This window comes from Rhizobium grahamii, assembly GCF_009498215.1.
In the GTDB taxonomy this organism is placed as follows: Bacteria; Pseudomonadota; Alphaproteobacteria; order Rhizobiales; family Rhizobiaceae; genus Rhizobium; species Rhizobium grahamii_A.
Map to the genome: position 1 here is coordinate 1,041,874 of NZ_CP043499.1, position 17,474 is coordinate 1,059,347.

The window sequence follows — 17,474 nt, forward strand, 5'->3', positions numbered from 1 at the left end:
TTTGCATCTCCTCTTTGCTGCGTTGCAGGCTGGACGGTTGGCTTACATTACAGAATTGATGGCTCAGTTTTGAGATAAACGAAGGTTTGCCGTATTCGCTGAAACCCGTTGAACGTTCGGCTTCGCACCGTCGAGTTCGCCAGCACTATCGTCAGATACTCGCAGATCGCGTCCTCGTGCCTCTATGTGCAAGCATCCATCTTTGCGGGCCACCACGGCCGGCGATATCCATAAAACCTAAGTTTGGATTACCGGCTAACGACGGCACCTGTACTTCTTTCCCAGCCATCCACGGGGTCTTCAGCGTCTGAAACAAGCGCAGCCCCCGGGCCTTCGCACCAAACGAAATCCGTGGCCTGCCGAGGGCAAGCGATTGGCCGAGCGTCGAACCAACACAGGAGTGCGTTATGTCGCAAGCACCAACCGAAAACCATCCGTCGGCTGTCAAGCAGCTTAAAGTCCCGGCGGACACCACTTTTCATCCGGGCAAGAAGGGAGCCGAGGAGCTGGTGCCTTCGCGCTATGCTCTGAAGATCGGCGATATCGACGTCATGGTTGTCAGCGATGGCGTCCTGCCTCTGCCGACAGAAATGATGGGGCACAATGCGGACGCTACCGTTCGGGCGAACTGGATGGCGGATATGTTCCTGCCGCCGGATGCGTTCGACTGGCCGCTAAACGCGGTTGTCGTTAAGAGCGGTGACAAGACAATCCTCGTCGACGCGGGCCTCGGCCTCGATCCGAACCTCAACCTTCCTCGCGCCGGCCAATTGATCCAGCGCCTGCAAGCCGCGGACATCGATCTCGGTTCGGTTACTGACATCGTCCTCACCCACATGCACATGGACCACGTTGGCGGCCTCGTCGTCGGCGGCATCAAGGAACGCCTCCGCCCCGATCTGCGCATCCACGTTGCTCAGGCAGAAGTCGATTTCTGGGAGAACCCCGACTTCACAAGGACGCGTATGCCGGACGGCTTCCCGGACGCCTTGCGCGCAACTGCAAAGCGCTTCCTCGCGGACTACAGGAATAACCTTCGGACCTTCAAGGACGAGCAGGAAATCGCACCTGGCGTCATCGCCCGCCGCACCGGCGGCCATACCCCAGGTCACTGCATCGTTCGCCTGGCTTCGGGCAACGAGGCACTGACGTTCGCCGGCGATGCAATCTTCGCGGTCGGGTTCGACCAGCCGGAATGGTTCAACGGTTTCGAACACGACCCCGAGGAGGCCGCCCGTGTCCGCATCAATCTCCTGCGTAAACTCGCCGGAACCGGTGAGCTTCTCGTCGCCACCCATTTGCCATTCCCATCGCTCGGCCGCGTCGCCGTCGCCGGCGACGCATTCCGGTGGGTCCCGGTCTTCTGGGATTACTGAAGAAAACCGCAACTCCGGAGATCGGTTTGACGATCTCGAGGAGGCGGAACGTTCCACCGTTGAAATGACATCCTCTGAACGGGGAAAGTGCGGTGGCATTTGCGGCAGCAGCAGCTGTCCAAAATTCGATGTGAGATTGGATGTCCGGCAATAGCCGGACATCCATTGTTCGCTTTCACCAAGTGCTTGGGATCCCGGTCGGTCGAGCGCCGGCATCTTGATCATGATGGTATTGACTAGATTGCGAGCATGACATGACACCGCTGGCGACATGCTGCTGCGGCGAACTATCGGCAACCACCAACGGCCCGCCAGCGATGGTCGCCCTGTGCCATTGCCGATCTTGTCAGCGGCGCACCGGCTCGGCCTTCGACGTGCATGTTCTGGGCACCAACTCCGCCAGCGTTAGCCAGGAAAGCGATCGTCAGTTGGCGGAATGCTTCCATGTGGCTTATGATCCGTCGGAGGACGCGATTTGTCGCCGCGATGCAATCGTTGGGGAGCTTGGTCTGCACAGTTACGAGTTCGCTGCTGATGGAGCCCACTAGCTCTCACTGATCTGTGCGTCGGCGAGAAATGCAGGTTCGGCAGGGCTGTCGCTGACGAACTCCTGTGGCGTGTACAGGACCTCGGTCTGGACATATCTGCTATAAGGCGTGTGGCTATCGCTACGGATTTGCTGGCCAGTGCCGGTATCGTTGATTGTTCCGTCCTTTTTTGGCTTGTCCGCCGCCGGCTATTGGATCCGGCCGGGGCCAGCGTAAAGCCAATGCTTGAGGTCGGACAGGCAGCCGTTCTTCGACTCAGCGTCAAAAAGCTGGACGGTGTTCGGCTCGGACGCATGCGGCCGGTTCCCCGACCGCATGCGCACTGCGTTGTTATGCGAGGCCTGCCTTGTCGAGGCCAAACGCCTTGTCAGCAGAGCCAGGAACTGCGCGGAACGCAACGCTCGCGCGGTTCCAGCTGTTGATGACCATGATCTGGAAGGTCAGGTCGGAGATTTCCTTCTCGGAAAGCTGACCGCGGACCCGTTCGTAGAGTTCGTCGGGAATGCCGCCTTCGGGCAGCTTGGTGACCGCTTCCGTCCATGCAAGCGCGGCACGCTCGCGCGGGCTGAAGAGCGTGGACTCGCGCCACGCCGCAAGGTGGTAGAGCCGCAGTTCGCGCTCGCCGTGGATCTTGGCTTCCTTCGAGTGCATGTCGAGGCAGAATGCGCATCCGTTGATCTGGGAGGCACGAATGTCGACTAGATCGATGATGGATTGCTCGATGGAGCCGTTCTTCACTTCTGTGCTGAAGCCCATGAGTCCCTTGAAAAGCTCGGGCGAGAGCTGCGCGTAGTTGATCCGCTGTGTCATCGTTTTCTTCCACTTTGATGTGTGTTGAGTGCCCTCGCGACCACCAGGTCTGCGGGCCGCACTAATCGTGGGACACGGCGCGGGATCAGGATAGCTATACACGCGTTGGGGTTACGCGCGCAGCGTGTTCCCGGCGGGGCAATGCGCCGCCGGGAACACTTGATTTCAGGCCGCGATGAGCTCGGTTGTCGGCCCGAAGAACTCATAGTGTATTCTGTCCGGACGAATGCCTTCTTTAACAAGGCCCCAAACCAACGCGGACAGGAACCCCTTCGGGCCACAAATGTAGAAGTCCGCCGCGTCAAACGGCGTATTTTCCTTAAGCCATGAAACGGTAACGAAGCCGTCGTGATCGTGAGACAGTCCTTCCGCATCTTCCGCGGTGGGCTCGCTATAGAACGTCTTCACGGTCGCGCGGCCGTGATTGCTCGCCAGCTTGCGAACGTGCCGGTCCATAGCGTGGGTTTGACTGTTGAGCGCACCATGCACGAAATGCGTTTCAAGCTCGGGATACTCCGATGAGATCGCCTCGAGAATGCTGACCATCGGCGTCAATCCAACACCGCCGGAGAGGAGCACCACAGGCCTCGGCGGTTCCTCGGGCAAATAGAAATCGCCCGCCGGAGGGGTGACTTCGAGAACCGCGCCAACATCCATCTGATCGTGGAGATATTTGGACGCTCCCTGCCCGTTGGTCTCGCGCTTTACCGATATCCGGTACGTCTCATTGTTAGGAGCGCTTGATATCGAATAGTTGCGCTTGACGGTTTCTCCCGGCGCAATCGGAAGGCGGACTGTCAGGTACTGTCCGGGCTTTTGCCGCACGACCGGCCGACCGTCCTCAGGCCGAAGGATAAATGAAGTGACCACGCTGCTTTCCCTGATCTTTGCCTCGATCCTGAACGCACGCCAACCGCTCCATCCACCAGTTTGGGCTTCGAGCTGGGTTCGGATTTCCAGCTCTCTCTCTTTCAGGATATCCGCCAGAAACCAGTACGCCTCTCCCCAGGCATCGAGGAGTTCGGGCGTAGCTGCTTCGCCCAATACGTCCGCGATAGCCGACAGGAGTGCCTTGGCGACGAACGGATAATGCTCGGGAAGTATGTGATAGCCGATATGTTTGTGGGCTATCCGCTCGACCACCGGGACCAGGGCTCCGAGGTTTTCGATGTTCTGCGCATAAGCCAAAATGGCACCCGCCAACGCTTTGACCTGGGAGCCGCCTTCTCCTTGATTTGCGTGATTGAATAGTTCGCGGATGTGATCGTCCTGGAACAGGATCGAATACATGCGGCGGGTGATGTCAGAACCGTGAGCAGCAAGGGCGGGGACGCTAAGTTTGACGAGCTCAATTGTCCGTGGTGACAGGGGCTTGGGCATGGATCTTCCTTTCGTTCAATGAACCAGCGAGCCTGGGTTTTGGTCGTAAAATTCGAAGGTGAGTGCGACTGGACCCACGATCTCGAGGTGATGCGGAGTGTCGGGAGGGACTACGGTTGCCGTTCCGGCTTCGATCATTCGCGTTTTGGAGTGATCGCCTTCGACGTACTGGATTTCGCCCATACGGACACGGACGACTGCCCAGGTCTTCTGATCAAGGCGGCGCTCCCGAAGAAGTACTGCCGGCAGACTCTGATGCGTGAACTCGCACGAGATTTTGTATGGCCGGAGATGCGAGACCGGTGACATTCCCTCGGATGTGGCAAACATGGCCATGCGGAACCGACCGGCGATCCTCGTAGCTTTGGCTTGCAGCAGCGAGGCATCGGCGGCCGAAAGCAACTCATCTGTTGTCGCCTTCCACAGCGTGAGCCAACGCTCAAACATTCCTGGCTTGAAGCGATCGATATGAACCAAGTGCATTGCCAGCGGGTTTCCCTTGTACTGCCCGGTCATCAGCGCCACCGATGACCAGAACTCGCTCAGCCGCACCAAGTGCTCATCCCAATCTTCAACGACCGAAAAGACCGGCCCGAGTTCTTCGTCGGCGCGGACGCGATCGTAGAACCGCCGAACCACCTGTCCGATTTGTTGCTGGTCGAGACCTTCCATTAGCCCGCTCCTAAACATTCATCTGAGATGCATGTATATACGAAGCAGAAAACATGCTATTTAAATGCATGTTTTATACATGGTCTTTTTGACGCAGGAGCCGTGATGCGCCTCACCCGCTACACAGACTACGCGATACGCGTTTTGATTTTTCTGGGAGCTCGAGAAGGCGAGTTATGCTCGATCCGCGCTATCGCCAGCGCTTTCTCAATCTCCCAAAACCACCTGATGAAGGTCGTGCAGGACCTCGCCGCGGCCGGGTTCGTCGAGACGGTTCGGGGGCGCAACGGGGGATTAAGATTGTCGCGCGAGGCTCCGGACATCAATCTAGGCGCCCTACTCCGGCATACCGAGGGCCTCACGGATTTGCTGGACTGTCCAACCTGCATGGTCAGAAGCGGCTGCGGAATGCCCAGCATTCTGTCCGAAGCGACGGCTGCATTTATCGGAGTATTCGACAAATACACCGTGGCCGATCTTGTTCGACGCAGGGAACTGCTCCGCTCACTTCTCGCAGCGTGAGTGTCGCGCCCGCGGATGCCCAACAATAAGGTTGCAACCGCAACATTGCCGGCCAGCTATACTCAAAACTTCCACGACCTAAGCACCTGTTTTATATAACTATTATTTTGGATCTCCGCGCTTTCCACTGCGGATTTCGCATCCGCAATTTCCAGCCAGGCGCAAGCTCGCGTTCATAGCCGTTGAGTGCGCAACGGGGAATTGCACTCCCCGGCGGGCTCGATCAAAAATGTGATCAAGCCCCAGCGCGGTCCGACGTCCGGCCTAGCGCCGCGTCCGAATGTCCACCATTCACAAAGGCATATTGGAAAGGTTAGTCTCATGATTTCCGCGATAGCGCTGGCGCGCAGTTACTCCACACGGCTCGCACTTGGCGTCCTGCAAAACAATTCAACCACCGAAACGAACGCCAGCCCTACCTCAAGACTTCTCGGCTCTCTGGGCTTCGACAACAGCAGATCGACCCGGCTCAACTCCAAAACCTTATCAATAATCCTGCAAGCTCTGCAAAATCAGGGTGATGCAGCCGGCGATCAGACTCAGCAGCACACGACGGGATCGATCGGCTCGAAGGATTTCATGACGAAACTCAAGGCGCAGCTTAGCGACAGCGGCAGCGAACCGATGAGTTACGTCAACAACCGGGAAATGCTCAAGGCGCTGAAAGACGGAACGCTTACGGTCACAAGTCCGGCAACCGGGGAAACGGTGACGGCCTATGAGCCGAATAGCTCAAACCACACCTCCAAACCCGAGAAAGGCGACCCGAAGGCCTGGAACAAGTTCCTGGACGAACACCTGAAGCGCGATGAGAAAGGCAGCTTTGTAAAATCGGCGGATGGGTCGTATGTCGACGCGAAAACCGGGCAGAACGCCTACTTCGAGAAAGTCGACGGCAGCTATTATTACTTCACGTGGCCCGGAAAAATGTCGGCAGATGTATAACCAACGGGTGTGGTGAACGGCCAATGCAATTCAGGTAAACCAACGCAATAGAACGTTGGTTTACCTTCGTTTGGTGGGGGCGATTCATGTAAAATGTATGAATGTCGCCGATCCATACAGCAGCACAATCCGATCTGACGACCGAAGCGGACCTAGCATTCGCCGCCTCGATCGCAGCTGCCATACTTAGCGATGCTCCTGTCATAGCCGAAAAACTCCATTCCGAAGCTGACCGAGTTTGGTATCGAGTAAGCGGATCGGGCGGCCAAGCCGTACTCGTTCAAGCTGCCGTCAGTGACCCCTCTGGAAAGTGGGCGGAATTGCTTACTCGCGAGTTCGATCTCCTGAGTGGCTTTGCGCAGAGCCCGGCCATACTACATCCGCTCCACGTGAGTGTAGGTGCTCAGCGGATCGGAATTGCCTTCCAAGACCCGGGCGGAGTTCCCTTGGTCGGCGTCTTTCGAACTCCCGACTGGGAACGTCGCTCCGCCGAACGAAAGCTCGAGGTCGCTTACCACGTCGCCAGGGCATTGCGGCTCGTTCACGAGAGCGGATTGATCCACGGGGACGTAAGACCCGACAACTGTTTTCTGAAGACGTCGGGGGAGATTGCCTTGGCAGGTTTCGGCCGCGCGGGCCGGGCTCACCCTGAGACCGCCTCCTTGCCGGCATTCCCACTGGCAGCGCCAGCCTACATGTCCCCAGAGGAGACGGGACGGACCAATCGCCAACCCGATCAACGCAGCGATCTCTACAGCCTTGGCGTAACGCTCTTCGAGCTATTGACAAACACCCTGCCCTTCGCGGCCTCGGATCCGCTGGAATGGGCGCATCGCCACCTGACCGCCCGTCCCCCAAAGCCCAGTGCGAGATCGGAGCGGTTGCCGGAGCAGGTGGACGCTATTCTGCTCAAGTTGCTAGAGAAGGATCCCGACCACCGATATCAGTCTGCCCGTGCAGTGGAGAGCGATCTTCGACGCTGCTTGGTCGAATGGGCCTCCGGAGGAAAGGTTGACCGCTTTCCAGTTGCCCGTGGCGACCTGTTCAGACATTCGGGTCACGAGGCAACGTTGTACGGACGCGATATCGCTCGACAACTTCTCCTGAACTCGGCCGAGCGCGTGGCGGCATGTGGAGATAGCGAACTCGTTCTCGTGACGGGGCAAGCAGGCATCGGCAAATCGTCTCTAGTGGCCGGTATTCAGCAGACCCTTATCGGCCGCGGCTTCCTTTTCGCCGAAGGTAAATTCGACCAGAATAGATGGGACACCCCCTATGCCACAATTGTTCAGGCATTTCGGGGGCTGGTCCGACAACTGCTGGCGAAGGATGAACCAGCGCTTGATGAATGGCGGGCAAATTTCGCCAGGGCGCTGGGGGATAATGCCGGGTCGATCATTGATCTTGTCCCCGAGCTTGCGCACGTCATCGGACATCAGCCGACGGTGATGGCCGCCGAGCTCACAACTGCCGCCGTCCGTTTCAAGCACGTCTTCAAAGCCTTCTTGAGCGTCTTTGCCACCGCAGAGCATCCGTTGGTGATATTCGTCGACGATTTGCAATGGCTTGATCCTGCCACTCTCGATCTGATCCACGTTCTCGCGACGGAGAATGAGTTAAAACATACGCTGATCGTCATCGCGTATCGCGATGACGAGATCGATTCCACGCATTCTCTCGCCACCGTCTTGCCGAGCGTTCGGCAAATGCCTCGCCGGGTTACCGAAATCAGGCTCGAGAGATTGTCGCCGACCGACCTGGTGCGCTTATTGGCGAATGTCTTCTCTTGTGCTCCGGATCGCGTAGCAACGTTAGCTGCGATCGTCGGCGAGAAGACTGGTGGAAATCCGTTTTTTGCCCTCCAGTTTATTCGGAAACTCGCCGCCGACGGAGTTCTAACCTTCCATCCGGAAACCTCCGAATGGGATTGGAACGAGGAGGAAGTCACGGGCCGAAACGTTACCCAGAACGTTGCCCAGCTACTTTCGCTTCAATTGGATGGGCTGCCCGAAAATACGAAGACCGCACTGGGAATTCTGTCCCTGTTGGGCAACACGACCGACACTGACACAGCTGCGCTCACTCTCGGAATATCCACAGACGAACTTGGGCCGATACTCCGTCCGGCCACCGAAGCGGGCATGGTACGAATATCCTCCGGTTCAATTTCGTTCATTCATGACGAAATCCAGAAGGCGGCATACCTCTCGATAGGCGGCAGCGAGCGCATCAGGGAGCACCTGAGGATCGGACGACTGCTACTTGCCAGGACCGACGCCACGAGCTTGGACGAGAAGATCTATGAGATCGCCGGGCATTTCGACAAAGCACTCGGCTCCCTTTCGAACAACGAGCGCTTAAGCGTTGCCAATGTCTTCCTCGCCGCAGGAGAGCGCGCGAAGCAGGCGAGCGCTTATACTTCTGCGCAATCATACTTCGAAAAAGGGCTGACCGTCTTAGATAGAAACACCGAAGAGATGCATGCTCTATCGTTCAGATTGTGCTTGGGCCTTGCTGAATGTGACATAGTCACGGGAAACCTCTCCTCCGCTGAGGAGCGACTTGGCGCGCTAATGAAAAGGACAATCGTCTTCGCGGACCGCGCGGAGGTGATATGCCTGACAGTGTTGCTGTTGTTCACTACCGGCCGAAACGTGGAGGCGGTGGAAGCGGGAGTGGGCTTTCTGGTGGATGCGGGCATTGCATGGCCGCCCCAGCCAAACCACGCTGATGTTGTCAGCGAATTCGAGGAACTTCACCGGCAGCTACTCGAGCGACCGATCGAGGAACTTGCAGGCTCCCCCGAGATGACCGACCAACACATCATGTCTTGCATGGCAGTGATGACCGAGGTCTTCCCAGCGGCCTACGCCGTTGATCGTCGGCTGATGGAATTTCTGTTGTTGCGCATGACCGTCCTCAGCCTTCAACACGGCTTGTGCGACAGTTCCAGTGTCGCTTTTTCGGCATTGAACATGGCGCTCGGTGTTCAATTCGGTGACTACGCAACGGCGTACAAGTTCGGCGAACTGTCGCGAAGGCTCGTGGACCAGGGCCGAGCCGGCAGATACAAGGCACGCGTCTACTCCCTCTTCGCAGGCTTCGCGGTTCCCTGGATCAAACCACTGTCGTACAGTGCGCCGCTTACCGAAGAGGCTTTTCGCATCAGCACGGCGACGGGTGACCTCGCCTTTGCCGCATACAACGCTCGAAACCACATCACGCACGACATAATGTCGGGCAAACCGCTCAGCGAGGTCCAAGAGCGGGCGGAAAGCGCACTTGCTTTCGCCCGCACAGTGGAGCTTGGCCTGCCGCAGGAGAATTTCTTCAGCCAAGCACGGTTCATAAGGAAGCTGCGGGGTATCGCAGCCGACGGAAGTGCAGATGTCGATGGTTGGGCGATCGGGCAGGTTGATCCTCAGCCCGGCGCTGCGATGATGATCTGTTATCACTGGGTTTTCCGTCTGGTCGAACACTACTTGGCCGAAGACTTTACTGCCGCGCGGGAAGCCGCCTCCCACATAGAGCCGATCAAATGGGCCATGCGATCTTCGATCGAGGAAGCCGAATTCGAATTCTACGCGGGCCTTAACTCATCCGCGTTGGCAGTTCGCGATGTGATCCCCGCCGGCCGCCGCGAACAGCACCTCGAAGAACTGCGTAGGCGCCACGCGCGGCTGGCTACATGGGCAACCGGATGCCAGGAAACCTTCGCTTGCCGAGAAGCGTTGCTCGCCGCCGAGGTTGCTAAGTTGGAAGGTAGGGGCGCGGAGGCACAAACACTCTACGAAAAGGCCATCCGAACTGCCAGGGCGAACGGATTTCTCCAGGTGGACGCAATCGCCAGCGAGTTGGCGGGACGCTACTATGTCACACAAGGATTGGACATCCCGGCTGAAGCCTATCTCAAGCGCGCGAGAGAGGCCTTTTCGCGATGGGGCGCGGCTGCGAAGGTCAGGCTTCTGGACTTCAGCTTCATCAACCTGACCGATCGCGCATCACTGCCGCAATCACATGCGTCTCTGACATTGCCTGTTGCGTCGTTGGATATTGATGCCGTCGGCAAGGCATCTCGCGTGCTGTCGAGCGAGACTGTACTCGCCAGCCTTGTCGAAAAGCTGATGAAGCTTGTCGTGCAACATTCCGGCGCCGAGCGCGGTGTCTTGATGCTCCTCTCAGGCAACGAGCTCTTTATAGAAGCAACGGCAGCGACACGGGAGTCTGAGATAGACGTCAAACAGGACCGGAGGCTACCTACGGGATCCGAACTTCCAACGTCCGTTCTGCAATATGTACTGCGCACGCAGTCTCCCGTAGCCTTGCACGACGTGGCGGTAGGAATCTTCGACCCCGCTGACGAATACTTCCAGGCGAACCAACCACGATCGATCCTATGCGTACCGGTCTTCAATGCGACAGACCTGATTGGTCTTCTGTATGTCGAGAACAACGTCGTCTCCGATGTCTTCTCTGAAGATCGCACATCAGTCTTGGGCTTCCTCGCCTCGCAGGCGGGCATATGGCTTGGCAATGCGAGGCTCTATTCCGAACTTCAACGGAGCGAGACTTGGCTACGCGAAGCGCAACGACTCAGCCGCACAGGCAGCTTCTACTGGAGCGACGAGTTGGATAAACTCGAATGCTCAGAGGAAATCCATCGCATACTCCGCCTCCCCCGGGATCATGTCTTGACCATTGGCGGCCTAGGCGCCCTCGTCCACCCCGCGGAGCGGTCCGATTTTATCCAACTCGTCGACGGCGCTCGGGATTTCGGCGCCGACATTGATCGTCAGTTCAAATTGCAGTTACACGACGGCAGCACGCGTGATGTCCGTTTGGTGACGCGTAGCGGCTATGACGCGAACGGCGGCCGCCGGCATCTCGGCTCGCTGCAGGACGTCAGCGAAATGCAACGAACGCAAGACGTGCTTGCGCGTATCAGCGCCGAGCTCGCCCATGTCTCGCGCACCGCCACTCTTGGCGTCCTCGCTGCATCAATCGCGCACGAGGTCAGCCAGCCTTTGTTGGGCGTGGTAGCAAACGCGGAAACCTGCCAGATCATGCTCAACTCCGACCCACCCGACCTTGATGGCGCACGGCGAACTGCGGCACGCAGCCTCAGGGACGGAAACCGCGCGGCCGAGACCATCCGGCGTCTCCGCAGCCTGTTCGGCAGCAGGTCGCCCACCATCGAATCTTTCGACTTGAATGACGTGATACGCGAGGTTCTGACGCTTGCCGGAAACGAGCTTCAAGCGAATGACATACTGGTGCACACATCGTTTAAACGAGGATTGCCCTCGGCCTCTGGAGACAGGGTACAGGTTCAGCAGGTCGTGCTGAACATTCTGCTAAATGCGGTCGATGCCGTTCAGGGATTGCCCGGAGGCAGGCGCTCCATCAGCATCTCCACCAGACCTTACGGCGACGATGAGGTGCGGATCGACATTACCGACAACGGCTGCGGCATCGACGCTGACGACAGCGAACGCCTGTTCGAAGCGTTCTATACAACGAAGTCGAACGGCATGGGCGTTGGCCTATCGGTAAGCAAGGCGATCGTTGACAGCGTCGGAGGTCAAATCTGGGCGGCGGCAGATTCAGGTGGCGGCGCGACCTTTTCTTTTACCCTTAAACGTGCCAGCAGTTCGGGTGACAAGCGAAGCAGCTCTGAAGCGAACGGATCGCGGCCTGACCGCAACGCCTGAATGGGGACGTTATCGACATGCACTCCCCACCAAACATCGCGATCATCGACGACGATCAATCGGTGCGAGAGTCATTGATCGATCTTCTCGAGGTACTGGGTTTTTCGCCGACGTCCTACGCATCCGCATTTGAGTTTCTTGCTTCTTCGTCAATCTCGCAGACGGATTGCTTGCTGCTCGACATATCGATGCCTGGAATGAACGGCGTCGAGCTCAACGCAGAACTGACGAGCCGGTCGATCAACATCCCGGTGGTGTTCATGACGGGTCACGCACAGGAAGCGATGATCTCGGAGGCGAGATCGGCGGGGGCCTGTCTCTTCAAACCGTTTGCGGGTCGGGAGCTGAAGGCGGCCATCGAAGCCGCCATCACTTAGCCGGCTGTGGCAAATCCGAAGGTTCCGCTTCTGGCTCAGGCGCAACCGTTCCAAGCGGCAGCGTAAAGATAAACGCCGCTCCCGTAGGTTCGGACGCCTCCGCCCAGAGCCGACCGCCATGGGCCTCGACGATCGACTTGCAGATGGCGAGCCCCATACCCATCCCGTCCGACTTGGTCGTGAAGAAAGGTTCAAAGACCCGGTCAGTGGACACCAGGCCAGGCCCATTGTCGCGCACCGCAATCTTGATGACAGCGCCCTCCCTCCTGGCGTCGATCGAGAGCCTTGCCCGGCCCGTTCCATGATACCCGGCCTCCAGGCCGTTTCTCATGAGGTTGACGAGGACCTGCTGAATCTGCACGCGATCGAGTGCGATGCTCGGCAGATCGGGCTCGATCGTCACGTCCAGGCGTACATCTCTACGAATAGCGTCTTCCGTAAGGAGTTCGCGCGCCAATCCCACGACCTCCTTGATAGAGCTGGGCTGCTTGGCATCGTTGCTATGCTTGAACAGCGCACGTACTCGGTTGAAGACATCCATTGTCGTTTCCGCGCTTCGCATGACCCGTTCCAGAGCCTTCAGGGCGCGCTCAACATTTGGCGGATCTGCGGAAAGCCAACGGTGACTTGCGTCAGAACTGGAGACGACTGCGGCCAGAGGCTGCCCAACTTCGTGAGCTATCGAAGCGGTCAACTCGGCCAGGCTTGCTGCCTGGCTCGCACGCGCAAGGTTGCGCTGGGCGAGACCGAGTTGCTCCTGATCTCGGACCCAGTCATCGATGTCGACGCAGACACCGTTCCATTGGATGATAGCGCCTTCTGTGTTTCGCATCGCCGCGGTGCGGGTTTCGACCCAACGATATTCACCGTCGTATCGCCTTAGACGATGTTTCATGACGTAGGGTTCGCCAGTGCGCAGCGAATAAGCGTAACGCTGTCGCACCGCATCGAGGTCGTCGGGATGAATGATCGCGTCGAGCGTTCCCTCCAGCCGCGACGCGCGAAGACCATCCTTGTCCTCAATCCCGAAACCCAGGAACTCCTGTAGCTTCCGCGAACGATAAATCGGCTTGCCTTCCGTCGTTGCGCAATAAATCATCGTCGGAAGAGTCTCGACCAGTTCCTTCAGAGACCGCTCGTTCTCCCTCAGAGCTTCCTGAACCACCATCTCGTCGTCGACGTCGATCGACAGGCCAAACCACTCGGTTATGTGCCCTGCCTCATCACGGAGCGGCTCAAACCTGCCATCAGTCCAGCGATATCCACCATCGGGTATTTTCCTGCGATAGCGAATGGAAAACGCGCTTCCGCTTTCGACGCCCCGCAAAGAGGCCTCGACCGATCCAACGTCTTCCGGATGCACGTATTCCAGCGCCGTCTTCGCAAACTCTGAAAGGTTGACCGTAGACAGTCCAAGTTCGTCGAGATACCGCCTGCTGACGTAAAGCAGCTCACCCTCGGGCGTCCAACTGCAAACGTGCACGGGCAACGCGTCGATCAGCTGTTGAAGATGCCACTCGCTCCGTTTGAGAGCCTCCTCGACCCGAACTTGATCGTCAATGTCCAAACAAAGCCCGTTCCATTGAACGAGGCGGCCATTTCGATCGTGAAGAGCCGCAGCCCGGCTCGACATCCATCGATAAACACCGTCGTGCCGGCGCAAGCGGTACTGGGAAGAGAAGCCCTGCCCGCTGGAAAGTGATTGGGCGAGCTCGGCGCTGAACCTCTCTTGGTCTTCAGGGTGGACAGCAAGCCGGATCATCGCCTCTAGACGAGTACCATCCGCTGAATCCAATTCCCCCACATCCATGCCGAGAAATTCGACCATCGGCTTGTTGAAAAACGTCGGCTCGCCGTCTGGCTGCAGCCTCCACAGATTGCTTGGAACGAAATTCACTATCTCGAGCAATTCCTGCTCACGGTCTCGAAGGGCATCGACAGTCTTCCGATGGACGTCGATATCGATAGACGTACCGTACCACCCGGTGATCTTACCATCCGCGCTCCGAGACGCGCGTGCAGCCGTCCTTGCCCAGGCAAATCCGGTTTTACGCTTGATGCGGAACTCCGAATTGAACGGCTCGCCCGTATCCAGCGAGTGCTGCCAGGCGGCTGCGACCCTGTCGTACTCCTTGGGGTGAAGAAGCCGTTTCCAGGCAATACTGCCATCGGAGCGAGACGTATTCAGTTCTTCAGGCGTAACCCCAAGCGTGGATTGCGCGAAAATCGGAAGGTATATCCAATTGCCCTCGGGATCGAACGCCCAGCCGTTTCCAAAGAGATTCTCGATGGTCCTGGCCGCCGCAATGGCATCGGAATGCGGCTTACCGAAATCCATCGGATCCAAATCTCGCTGCGCCATTGTGGGCGCGAGCGGCGGTATGTGCAGGCTGGACTTCATGGGAGGCTCGGCCCGCAGCTCTGACCACGCGGATTCTCCGCCGGACTGGGTGGACCTGAAGCGAAGGACCTGGGCCACATCGGTCCAGAATGCCCGAGACTCCGCAAAGGCCATCGCCCTTTGCTCCGAGGCGTCGAGTTGCGAATTGCCGTTCGCCGAGGTCTCGCGGGAGTCGCGCCCGCGACCAATCTCTGCATCCAATGGACGCGAGGCCATGGGAACCAGCGCCGAGGCGAGAACGGTACAAAGCGATGCTCCGAGAAACAGAACTGCATCGACCGCGGTTGGTTGGCGACCAACCACCAGCAGTATCAAAAGCGCACAAACGAACGCGGTGAGAATGCCCAACTGGACCAAGCGCAGTGTTCGACCTCGAACGCTCAGCAGGATCGTTGCAACCGCTGGGACAAAACCCAGCATCGTTTCAGACAGAAACAGGATGATAGCGCCGACCAACAGAGCCACTGTGCTAGCCGTGGCTACAAGCTGCCGACGGGTAAGCCCTACTAGGTCGTTCGCCGATGGCGGACTACGTTCTTGCATTGCCTCGTACGCTTAGCTGAAGCGAAATTCCATCAGGCCCCTCCCGACGGATAGGCGCATACCGTAGCAGAAAGTCGAGGAGATGTTGACGCGCTCCGTCACATTTTGAACGATGACGTGGATGCCGATTGAAGCTCTTTAATCGTCTCGGCGACGAAGTCGGTAAACACCTGCAATCGCTGTGTCGGCATCTTGCCCAGCGTGTGAAGAACCTGGAAGGGCATCGGTTTCAGCATTGTCGAGGGGACGAGCTCCACTAACGTGCCGCGAGCAAGGTCGGCCTGCACTATCAGCTTGATCACATAGGCAAGGCCAAGTCCCGATTTCGCTGCCTGGCGGATGGCCGTCGCAGTATCGAGATCTAGTCGGCCCTTCGGAACGAACTCCGTTCCGTCAGCCAATTGAACGGCATAGACCCTTCCGTCAATCGAGTATCGGGCAAACGGCAACTCGCGAAGTGTGTCGATGCCGATCGAATTGCCGTGTTTGCTGGCGAAGGACGGAGACGCCACCACCGCCATTTCCAAGTGCGTCAGGGTTCGGGAAACAAGCGAGTTCTCGTCAGCATAACCCACTCTGTAGACCGCATCGTAGCCATCGCGGACAACGTCGGCGTGGCGGTCACTCATGTCCAACTGCAGCGAGATGTTCGGGTGTGCTGCCATGAAGCTCTCGAAAATCGGCGCGAGAAGTTGGCGGCCGAATTCGCCGGGCAAGCTGACCCGCAAATGGCCCGACGTGTTCTCATTGAATTGGAGAACGTCCCCAGCTTGCTCGATCTGGGCAAGGATCGGTCGCACCCATTTATATAGCGCCTCTCCCTCATGCGTCAGCGTTAGCGTTCGAGTGGTGCGGCGCAGGAGCTTTGCACCGAAAATTGCCTCAAGCCGCGATATGGCTTTTGAGGCTGATGACGGACTCGTTCCAATGCTGCGCGCAGCAGCGGTGAACGATCCCATTTCGACCGTTCGACAAAACGCGAGCAATGCCGCGGCTTCATTCAGAAGACCATGCACCGAGATTTTCCGCCTATACCGAGTGTTGGCCGTGCCGCGCCTGTGCACGCCGCCCCCAATGGCCGACTGCCACCGGAGGATAGACCCGCCGGCACTCAAAGAGTACCAAACCGATGTTTGGGTAGACCCGACCGATACCTTCCCTTACTCACTGGCAAGCCGCGGCGTAAAGGCGGTTACCTTCGGGACCTCGACCGCCAGGAAATCCACGAGCGACCGCACCGCCGGAAGAAGACCGTTGCGGTAGGGTATCAACGCGCTCATGCGGGCATCTGCCGCCATCCATCCGGGCAATATCTGATAAAGCCTTCCCGCCTCGATCTCCTCGAGACACATATAACCGGGGAGTGCAGCGACACCAAGGTTCGCGCACGCGGCCTCCTTCAGGGCGATCATGTTGTTGCTGAGAAACCTTGGCTCGATTGGAACCTCGACTTCGCGACCTGCCGGCCCCTTTAGGCGCCACAGATCCGCACCATGGCGGTCGTTCGCCAACGTCGAGTGAGATGACAACGCCTCTGGCTCCGTCACGTCTCCCGCCTTCCGGAGATACTCCGGACTTGCGAAGAGATACCACGGCACACTGGCAATTCCCCGCTGAACGAGAGTGGAGTTTTGGAGGGAGGCTACATGCCCGCGCAAAGCCAGATCAAATCCCTCGGCCACCATGTCGACCAGCCGGTCGGTAGCGATCTCAACGATCCTCACTTTGGGGTATCGGTTCAAAAAGGTTGGGATCACATCGCGCAGAGCGAACTGGGCAATCTCGACCGCTGTCGTAATCCTGATCGTTCCGCTTGGCTCGTGCAGTCTTTGGCGGACGAACTCCTCGGCGGAGTCCGCTGAATGAAGCAGCTGAAGCGCATATTGGTAAAACTCCGCTCCGACATCCGTCATCCCGAATTGTCTGGATGTGCGATTTATCAGCCGCACCCCAAGCGAGTCCTCCAGCTCCCTGACCCTATGACTGAGGGTCGACTTCGGCACACGGAGGCTCTCGCCGGCCGCGGTAAACCCGCCGCGATCAACGACTTGGACGAAGAAGTACACGTCTTTGAGGTCGAGCATAGGCACCTATCACTTTGGCGCATGAAAGCACGAAAAGGTCATCGCGAGAGTTCGCGAGGCCCCAATTAATCGGCGGCTCTTGGGCATAACGTCAAGTGGCCGATG

General features: G+C 58.2%; 11 protein-coding genes. 5 read left to right on the forward strand and 6 right to left on the reverse strand.

Annotated elements, in window-relative coordinates:
* The first annotated feature begins 407 nt into the window (after positions 1-407).
* Positions 408-1,376: an MBL fold metallo-hydrolase gene (locus FZ934_RS23730; RefSeq protein ID WP_153273293.1), complete on the forward strand. Its 969-nt coding sequence runs from the start codon at positions 408-410 to the stop codon at positions 1,374-1,376.
* A gap of 878 nt (positions 1,377-2,254) precedes the next feature.
* Here FZ934_RS23730 and FZ934_RS23740 read toward each other — a convergent pair.
* From FZ934_RS23740 to FZ934_RS23750, 3 genes are all read right to left on the reverse strand, one after another.
* On the reverse strand, positions 2,255-2,734 hold the full coding sequence (locus tag FZ934_RS23740) for a carboxymuconolactone decarboxylase family protein (protein WP_153273295.1): 480 nt from the start codon (positions 2,732-2,734) through the stop codon (positions 2,255-2,257).
* A 165-nt stretch (positions 2,735-2,899) separates the two neighbouring features.
* A complete protein-coding gene (hmpA, locus tag FZ934_RS23745; protein WP_153273296.1) occupies positions 2,900-4,114 on the reverse strand; it encodes an NO-inducible flavohemoprotein in 1,215 nt (404 codons plus the stop codon).
* A 15-nt stretch (positions 4,115-4,129) separates the two neighbouring features.
* Positions 4,130-4,786 (reverse strand): DUF1971 domain-containing protein, encoded by a 657-nt coding sequence (locus FZ934_RS23750; RefSeq protein WP_153273297.1) that lies wholly within the window; start codon positions 4,784-4,786, stop codon positions 4,130-4,132.
* A gap of 105 nt (positions 4,787-4,891) precedes the next feature.
* Here FZ934_RS23750 and FZ934_RS23755 point away from each other — a divergent pair, with 105 nt between their 5' ends.
* The 4 genes from FZ934_RS23755 to FZ934_RS23770 all read left to right on the forward strand — a co-directional run bounded on the left by FZ934_RS23755 (position 4,892) and on the right by FZ934_RS23770 (position 12,341).
* On the forward strand, positions 4,892-5,308 hold the full coding sequence (locus FZ934_RS23755; protein ID WP_153273298.1) for an RrF2 family transcriptional regulator: 417 nt from the start codon (positions 4,892-4,894) through the stop codon (positions 5,306-5,308).
* Positions 5,309-5,629: 321 nt separating this feature from the next.
* Positions 5,630-6,253 (forward strand): hypothetical protein, encoded by a 624-nt coding sequence (locus FZ934_RS23760; protein WP_153273299.1) that lies wholly within the window; start codon positions 5,630-5,632, stop codon positions 6,251-6,253.
* Positions 6,254-6,354: 101 nt separating this feature from the next.
* Complete coding sequence (locus tag FZ934_RS23765; protein WP_153273300.1) at positions 6,355-11,964, forward strand: trifunctional serine/threonine-protein kinase/ATP-binding protein/sensor histidine kinase; 5,610 nt, start codon at positions 6,355-6,357, stop codon at positions 11,962-11,964.
* A 17-nt stretch (positions 11,965-11,981) separates the two neighbouring features.
* Complete coding sequence (locus FZ934_RS23770; protein ID WP_153273301.1) at positions 11,982-12,341, forward strand: response regulator; 360 nt, start codon at positions 11,982-11,984, stop codon at positions 12,339-12,341.
* On the opposite strand, the gene FZ934_RS23775 is transcribed toward FZ934_RS23770, so the two are convergent.
* The 3 genes from FZ934_RS23775 to FZ934_RS23785 all read right to left on the reverse strand — a co-directional run bounded on the left by FZ934_RS23775 (position 12,334) and on the right by FZ934_RS23785 (position 17,369).
* The gene (locus FZ934_RS23775) at positions 12,334-14,679 is read right to left on the reverse strand and encodes a PAS domain-containing protein (RefSeq protein WP_153274012.1); all 2,346 of its coding nucleotides are present in this window, start codon (positions 14,677-14,679) and stop codon (positions 12,334-12,336) included. The genes FZ934_RS23770 and FZ934_RS23775 overlap by 8 nt on opposite strands.
* 704 nt (positions 14,680-15,383) lie before the next feature.
* Positions 15,384-16,244, reverse strand: a complete 861-nt coding sequence (locus FZ934_RS23780) for a LysR family transcriptional regulator (RefSeq protein WP_246737921.1) — start codon at positions 16,242-16,244, stop codon at positions 15,384-15,386.
* A 201-nt stretch (positions 16,245-16,445) separates the two neighbouring features.
* On the reverse strand, positions 16,446-17,369 hold the full coding sequence (locus FZ934_RS23785; protein WP_153273303.1) for a LysR substrate-binding domain-containing protein: 924 nt from the start codon (positions 17,367-17,369) through the stop codon (positions 16,446-16,448).
* Positions 17,370-17,474: the final 105 nt, after the last annotated feature.

Bases quoted from the DNA above. Each gene is read 5' to 3' on its own strand.
- FZ934_RS23730 (WP_153273293.1), top strand. From the start codon at position 408: ATGTCGCAAGCACCAACCGAAAACCATCCGTCGGCTGTCAAGCAGCTT.
- FZ934_RS23760 (WP_153273299.1), top strand. From the start codon at position 5,630: ATGATTTCCGCGATAGCGCTGGCGCGCAGTTACTCCACACGGCTCGCA.
- hmpA (WP_153273296.1), bottom strand. From the start codon at position 4,114: ATGCCCAAGCCCCTGTCACCACGGACAATTGAGCTCGTCAAACTTAGC.
- FZ934_RS23775 (WP_153274012.1), bottom strand. From the start codon at position 14,679: ATGGATTTCGGTAAGCCGCATTCCGATGCCATTGCGGCGGCCAGGACC.
- FZ934_RS23765 (WP_153273300.1), top strand. From the start codon at position 6,355: ATGTCGCCGATCCATACAGCAGCACAATCCGATCTGACGACCGAAGCG.
- FZ934_RS23755 (WP_153273298.1), top strand. From the start codon at position 4,892: ATGCGCCTCACCCGCTACACAGACTACGCGATACGCGTTTTGATTTTT.
- FZ934_RS23785 (WP_153273303.1), bottom strand. From the start codon at position 17,369: ATGCTCGACCTCAAAGACGTGTACTTCTTCGTCCAAGTCGTTGATCGC.
- FZ934_RS23740 (WP_153273295.1), bottom strand. From the start codon at position 2,734: ATGACACAGCGGATCAACTACGCGCAGCTCTCGCCCGAGCTTTTCAAG.
- FZ934_RS23780 (WP_246737921.1), bottom strand. From the start codon at position 16,244: ATGGGATCGTTCACCGCTGCTGCGCGCAGCATTGGAACGAGTCCGTCA.
- FZ934_RS23750 (WP_153273297.1), bottom strand. From the start codon at position 4,786: ATGGAAGGTCTCGACCAGCAACAAATCGGACAGGTGGTTCGGCGGTTC.
- FZ934_RS23770 (WP_153273301.1), top strand. From the start codon at position 11,982: ATGCACTCCCCACCAAACATCGCGATCATCGACGACGATCAATCGGTG.